A 6612-nucleotide genomic window follows, 5' to 3' on the forward strand; every position below is an offset into this window, starting at 1 on the left:
AGCGGGGCCCTGCGTGGTTACGCTGCGCTGCCGCCTCCGGGCCTGACCGCTCATGCCGGGCGGGCTTCGAGTCGGATGGTGACCGCTTTGGAGACTGGGGTGTTCGACCGTTTCGCGACGTGGTCGAGCGGCACCAGGGGATTGGTTTCGGGATAGTAGGCGGCGGCGTTGCCGCGCGGGGTCGGGTAGGAGACGAGGCGGAAGTTCTCGACACGGCGTTCGGTGCCGTCGGTCCATTCGGAGACGATGTCGACCGGATCGCCGTCGCTGAAGCCGAACGCGGCGATGTCCTCGGGGTGCACCAGCACCACCTTGCGGCCGTTGTGGATGCCGCGGTAGCGGTCGTCGAGGCCGTAGATGGTGGTGTTGTACTGGTCGTGGCTGCGCAGGGTTTGCAGGATCAGCCTGCCCGCGGGGACCGGCAGCCAGGTCAGTTCGTTGACCGCGAAGTTCGCCTTACCGGTGGCGGTGCGGAATTCGCGGGCGTCGCGCGGCGGGTGGGGGAGCTGGAATCCGTTGCGCTGCCGGACTTTCGAGTTGTATTCGGCGCAGCCGGGCACGACACGGGCGATGGCGTCGCGGACGTGGTCGTAGTCGCGGGCGAAGCGCGCCCACGGCACCGTGTGATCGGGCCCGAAAAGCGCTTGGGCGAGTTCGCAGACGATGGCGACTTCGCTGCGCAGCTGCTCGCCGACCGGCTTCAGCCGTCCGGTGGACAAGTGCACCATCGACATCGAGTCCTCCACCGAGACCTGCCGTTTGGTGCCGTCCGGGGCGAGGTCGAGATCGGTGCGGCCGAGAGTGGGCAGGATGAGGGCGGTGCGGCCGTGCACGATATGGCTGCGGTTGAGTTTGGTCGAGACCTGCACGGTGAGCGCGCAGCCGCGCAGCGCGGCCTCGGTCACGGCGGTGTCGGGGGTGGCGGAGACGAAGTTGCCGCCCATGCCGAAGAAGACCTTCGCGCGTCCGTCGCGCATGGCGCGGATGGCAGCGACGGTGTCGAGGCCGTGCTCGCGCGGGCTGGTGATGGCGAACTCGCGGTCGAGGGCGTCGAGGAAGGCCTCGGGCATCTTCTCCCAGATGCCCATGGTGCGGTCGCCTTGCACGTTGGAGTGGCCGCGCACCGGGCACACGCCCGCACCCGGCTTGCCGATCATGCCGCGCAGCAGCAGCAGGTTGGTGGCCTCCTCGATGGTGGCCACGGCGTGGGTCTGCTGGGTCAGGCCCATCGCCCAGCACACGATGATGTTGCCGGAGCGAGCGAACGCCTCGGCGGTGCGCTCGAGTTCGGCCCGGCTCAGGCCGGTGGCTTCCAGCACGGTGGCCAGATCGACCGCGCGCACGTGCTTTTCGTACTCGGCGTAGCCCGCGCAGTGGGCGTCGACGAACGCGCGGTCGACGACCGTGCCCGGCGCGCGGTCCTCGGCTTCCAGCAGCAGGCGGCCCAGCGCCTGGAACAGGGCCATATCGCCGCCGAGGCGGATCTGCAGGAAGTCGTCGGCGATCGGCACGCCGGTGGTGACGCCCTTGACCGTCTGCGGGTCCCGGAAACCGAGCAGCCCCGTCTCCGGCAGCGGGTTCACCGCGATGATCCGAGCGCCCTCGGCCTTGGCGGCGGCGAGCGCGCTGAGCATGCGCGGATGGTTGGTGCCCGGATTCTGTCCCGCGACGACGATCAGATCGGCCTTGGCGAAGTCGTCGATGGAGACCGAGCCCTTCCCGATTCCGATCGAGCCGATCAGCGCCGCGCCGGAGGACTCGTGGCACATGTTGGAGCAGTCCGGCAGATTGTTGGTGCCGTAGCTGCGCACCAGCAGTTGATAGAGGAACGCGGTCTCGTTGCTGGTGCGGCCGGAGGTGTAGAACACCGCCTCGTCGGGGGAGTCCAGGCCGCGCAGAGTGTCCGCGATCAACCGGTAGGCCTCCTCCCACTCGATGGGGGAGTAGTGGGTGTCGCCGGGCCGCAGCACCATCGGATGGGTCAGCCTGCCCTGCTGCCCGAGCCAGTAACCAGACTTCTCGCTCAGCTCGGCGAGGGAGTGGGTCGCGAAGAACTCCGGGGTCACCGTGCGCAGCGTGGCTTCCTCCGCGACTGCCTTCGCGCCGTTCTCACAGAACTCGGCGGGCCTGCGGTGCCCGGTCGGCTCCGGCCACGCACAGCCGGGGCAGTCGAAGCCGTGCACCTGATTGACCCGCGCCAACGTGCGGGCGGTCCGGATGACACCCATCTCCTCGACCGACCGCTTCAACGCCACCGCCACAGCGGTGACACCCGCAGCCTGATCCTCGGGCGGGCTCACCGTCAGCTCGGACTCGTCGATGTCCCGCTTCGGTCCGTTTCGGTGCATGCCGCCATTGTCCTCTCCGCGCGGCCCGAACCGGGCGGGGGCCGTCCGACCGGCCGTCGCCACACCCGAGCCGCGGCATACCGCGACGCCGCCCGCCGCACCGGAGTGGTGAGATGTGGGTGGTGCCGTTGCCGCCCTGACACTTGTCGACCGCGGTGAACAGGCATCGCCGTGGCCCGATGGCGTCGGTCGTGCCGGGGCCGTTGTCGGCGCATGCCGGACCGGGCTGTCCCTCGCGTCTGTGCGCTGCTCCTCGCCGGGGTGGGTTAGGACTCGTTCGCCGATGCGGACGCGTCAGCCCGGCAGGAGTTCGGTCGGGGCGGTGCTGATCGGGGTCCGCCTGCCGCTGCACGATTCGGCGGTTGAAAGCGGCGGCGCGCGTCGGCGATATCGGTCGCGCCTGTGCGCTGTTCGGCGCCGGTGAGGAGTCGCTGGCTGATGCGGACGCGTCGGCCCGGCGGGAGTTCGGTGGGGGCGGTGCTGATCGGGTCTGCCTGCCGGTGCCGGATTCGGCGGTCAGGAGCGGCGGCGCGCTCCGGCGATATCGGTCGCGCCCGTGCGCTGCTCGTCGCCGCGGTAGGTGAGGACTCGCTCGCTGATGCGGACGCGCCAGCCCGGCGGGAGTTCGGTCGGGGCGGTGCTGATCCGGGTCCACTGGTCGGTGCCGGGACCGGCGATGAAGGTGCCGGAGGTCGCGGCGGCGTCCCGGACGTACACCTTGCCGCCGTCGACCGCTACGTAGGCGTGCACGCGCGACACGTGGCGGTCGCGCTGGATGACGATCGGGGTGGCGGTGGCGGCGCGGACCGATTCGTCCACCTGCGGTCCGCGCCCGATCACGTAGGCGCGGTTCAGCGGGTACGCCGCGCCCTCCTCGGTGACCAGCGCGCCGACGGCGGCCTCGCCGGACAACGTGGCCGGGTGCGGAGTGCGCGTTCCGCTGTGCTCGAGCGGATTGCGCAGGGCGACCGATTCGTGTGCGGGCTGCACATGGGACCACGCGAGCGGTCGATCCGTGGCGGGCCGGGGCGGTCGTGGTTTGGCGAGGGGCCTGGCCGACTCGGCCGGACGGACGGTCGGCGCCGCGTCCATACCGGTCGGCGTCGCCTGCGCGACGGCGTCGGCGGCACCCGTGGGTTCGGGTGTCGCCGCGAAACCGGCCGCCGCCGTCGGCTCGGGCTCGGCCTGCGCTGAGCGCGCGGACGTGCACGGCTCGCCGGCCTTCCCGGCGCGTCGCACCGCTGCCTGTAAGACGAAGCCGCCGCCGGGAACCACGCCGGCGCGCAAGTCGGTGCGCGGCAGCGCGGTCGGCGGCGTGCCGGTGTCGGCGCCGATCGTGATGCGGCGCACCGGTTCGCGCACGATCTCGTCCACCCAGGTGAACGCTCGGCCGCCGTGGAGCAGGCGGGTGCCCTCGGCGCCTTGGATTTCCGCGGTCACCGCTCCGCGCAACAGGATGAGCATGCCGTCGTCGGTCGGCGCGACCACCCCGAACGGCGGCGGCCGCACCGTGCTGCCGAAGATCACCGCGGCCAAGCGTTGCGCCAGTGCGGCGCCGGGGTGCTCCCCTTCGGCCACGGCTTCGATGGTGCCGAGTATTCGGTCCGTGGAGGTCGTTTCGGGCCCGAGGTAGGCGACGACCGCGCCGAAGCGGGCGACGAGCCCGTCGCCCGGTGCGACTCCCACGGTGGACGGTTTACTGCGCACCCGCGCCCTCCTTCCCGGCGCACTACCGGCATACCGAAGCCAGCATAGAGCGTCGGCGACGGCCGAACCGGGGTCTGAGAGCATCGCGAAGTGGAATGCGGATATGGTCCGCCGCGCCGCCCGGTGGCCGAATCGCATTCTGTCGCGTGCGTTCTCGCGCGCGGTCCCTGCCGCCGTCGCGGGGGCTGTGAGCTGCGCGTTGTGGTCTTTTCCGCAGTCGGCGGCGGTTCATACTCGGAGAATCACGACTATGTCGCGCGTCACATGGGCGGACCTGCGCCGGTCACCCGAACGGCGTTCGTCCCTGGTTATGCTCGGCTGATGAGCGCAGCAGCTGTCAGCCGCCGGGCCCGCCCGGCCAAAGCTCAGCTGAGTCGCGAGGTGATCGTCGAGACCGGCCTGCGCGTGCTGGACCGGGATGGCGCGTCGGCGCTGACCATGCGCCGGGTGGCGCAGGACCTGGACACCGGCGCGGCCTCGCTGTACGTGTACGTCGCCAATCGCGACGATCTGATGGCCGCCATGCTCGACCACGTCCTCGGTTCGGTGCCGGAACCCGCCGGCGCGGGCTGGCGGGAACGGCTCACCGCGCTGGCCGACGCCATGGTGGCGGCGATGAGCAGGCACGAAGGGCTGGCGCTGGTCGCGCTCGGGGTGATTCCGAGCAGTCCGAACGCGTTACGGCTGATGGAACTGATGCTCGGCTCGCTCATCGAGGCGGGACTGGACGATCGGACCGCGTCGTGGGCGGTGGACCTGCTTTTTCTGCACATCACCGCGTCGGCGGCCGAGCAGAGCGCGCACAATACCGGCGGCGGCACCGAGCAGGAGTACCTCGCGGCGATCGAGCGGCGCTTCGCCGAGTTGCCCGCCGACCGTTATCCGACCGTCGTGGCCATGCGGGACGCCTTGTTGTCGGGCGACGGGGACGCGCGTGCGGCCTGGGCGGTGCAAGTGCTGCTGAACGGCATCCTTGCCACGCGGGCGGAGTGAAATTCGCTGGCCCGCGCCGCCGTTGCGGGATCACAATGGGCCGATGATCCGGGCCGCGACAATCGAAGATCTCACCGTGCTGCAAGACATCGAACGCGCGGCGGGCGCACCGTTCGCGGAGATCGGGATGACGACCGTGGCCGACGACGAACCTCCTTCGACGGCCACGTTGCGCGAATTCCAGCGAGCCGGACGGGCCTGGGTGTGGACCGAGGGGGACCTGCCGATCGGCTACCTGGTCGCGGGCGTGATCGATGGAAACGCGCATATCGAGCAGGTCTCGGTGCACCCGGACCACGCGGGACGCCGGATCGGCAAGCGGTTGATCGACCGGGCAGCCCGATGGGCCGCCGCCGCGGCACTGCCCGCGATGACGTTGACCACGTTCACCGAGGTGCCGTGGAACGGCCCGTACTACCTGCGGCTCGGCTTCCGGTACCTGTCGGCGGACGAGGAGACCCCGGGGTTGGTCGCCGTGCGTGCCGCCGAACAGGCGCACGGCCTCGACCGCTGGCCGCGCGCGTGCATGCGCGCGGAGCTGTGCGACTGGTCGATTGGCTGAGCCCGTTGGGCCCTCAGGCGACGGCGCGCACGGCCGCGGCCGCCGCGGCGGCCCGGTCCTCGTCGATCAGGCCGACGCGCGTGCGCCGATCCAGCAGATCCCCGGCCTCGAGCGCCCCCTCGTGGGAGACCGCGAACGCGAATTCGGCGCCGAGCACGTCGATGCCGGGCGCCACCGGCTCGGCGAGCGACGGATCGCGGCGCGCCGCGGCCAGCACGGTGGCCGCCTCACTGCCGTAGCGCTCGATCAGCACCGGCGGGGCGTCGATGCGGTCGCGCGCCGCGCCGGAGACCGCACCCACCAGCGGCAGCCGCCGGGTGCGGCACGGTCCCGCGGCGAGGTCGCCGTGCGCGACCGCCGCGTCGATCACGTCCTCGGCCATCTTCCGGTAGGTGGTGAGTTTGCCCCCGACGATGGTGATGATCCCGGTCGGGGAACGCAGCACGGCGTGCTTGCGGGAGATGTCGGCCGTGCTGTCGTCGGCGGTCTGCAACAGGGGACGCAATCCGGCATACGAGCCGCGAATATCGTCGCGGGTCAACGGCTCACGCAGGGCGGGATTGATGGTGTCGAGCAGGAAACCGATCTCGTCGTCGGTGGGCTTCGGCTCGTCGGGTACCGGGCCCGGCGCGTCCTCGTCGGTCAAGCCCAGATACACCCGGCCGTGCGCCGCGGGAAAGGCGAAGACGAAGCGGCCGACGCTGCCGGGCACCGGCACGGTCAGCGCCGCGGCGAGGCCGCCGAAGGACGCGGCGGAGAACACCAGATGGGTGCCGCGGCTCGGGCGCAATCGGATGCTCGGATCCACCTGATCCGCCCAGACGCCGGTGGCGTTCACCACGGTGCGCGGCCGCACCGTGAGGGTCTCGCCGGTGCGGGTGTCGCGTAGGGTCGCCGAATTCCCGGTCACCTCGCTCGCTTCGACGCGGGTCAGGATCCGCGCGCCGTGGGCCGCCGCGGTGCGGGCCAGCGCGACGACCAGGCGCGCGTCGTCGACCAGCT

The 6612-nt window shown here is 71.4% G+C and carries 5 protein-coding genes; 2 read left to right on the forward strand and 3 right to left on the reverse strand.

Annotation, left to right across the window (positions count from 1 at the left end):
* Positions 1-50: 50 nt before the first annotated feature.
* Positions 51-2348, reverse strand: coding sequence for an FdhF/YdeP family oxidoreductase (locus NG1_RS26220; protein ID WP_062975093.1), 2298 nt, complete (start codon positions 2346-2348; stop codon positions 51-53).
* Positions 2349-2864: 516 nt separating this feature from the next.
* Positions 2865-4055, reverse strand: a complete 1191-nt coding sequence (locus NG1_RS26225; RefSeq protein WP_062975095.1) for an FHA domain-containing protein — start codon at positions 4053-4055, stop codon at positions 2865-2867.
* Positions 4056-4376: 321 nt separating this feature from the next.
* Here NG1_RS26225 and NG1_RS26230 point away from each other — a divergent pair, with 321 nt between their 5' ends.
* Both NG1_RS26230 and NG1_RS26235 read left to right on the forward strand, forming a co-directional pair.
* Complete coding sequence (locus NG1_RS26230) at positions 4377-5048, forward strand: TetR/AcrR family transcriptional regulator (protein ID WP_062975097.1); 672 nt, start codon at positions 4377-4379, stop codon at positions 5046-5048.
* Positions 5049-5091: 43 nt separating this feature from the next.
* The gene (locus tag NG1_RS26235; RefSeq protein WP_062975099.1) at positions 5092-5610 is read left to right on the forward strand and encodes a GNAT family N-acetyltransferase; all 519 of its coding nucleotides are present in this window, start codon (positions 5092-5094) and stop codon (positions 5608-5610) included.
* 13 nt (positions 5611-5623) lie between these two features.
* Here NG1_RS26235 and NG1_RS26240 read toward each other — a convergent pair.
* Positions 5624-6612, reverse strand: a 989-nt coding sequence (locus tag NG1_RS26240; protein WP_157114236.1) for a glycerol-3-phosphate dehydrogenase/oxidase, incomplete at its 5' end; no start/stop codon positions are given.

This window comes from Nocardia gamkensis NBRC 108242 (assembly GCF_001612985.1).
GTDB lineage: Bacteria > Actinomycetota > Actinomycetes > Mycobacteriales > Mycobacteriaceae > Nocardia > Nocardia gamkensis.

Coding starts and splice junctions, on each gene's coding strand:
- NG1_RS26220 (WP_062975093.1), bottom strand. CDS start 2,348: ATGCACCGAAACGGACCGAAGCGGGACATCGACGAGTCCGAGCTGACG.
- NG1_RS26230 (WP_062975097.1), top strand. CDS start 4,377: ATGAGCGCAGCAGCTGTCAGCCGCCGGGCCCGCCCGGCCAAAGCTCAG.
- NG1_RS26235 (WP_062975099.1), top strand. CDS start 5,092: ATGATCCGGGCCGCGACAATCGAAGATCTCACCGTGCTGCAAGACATC.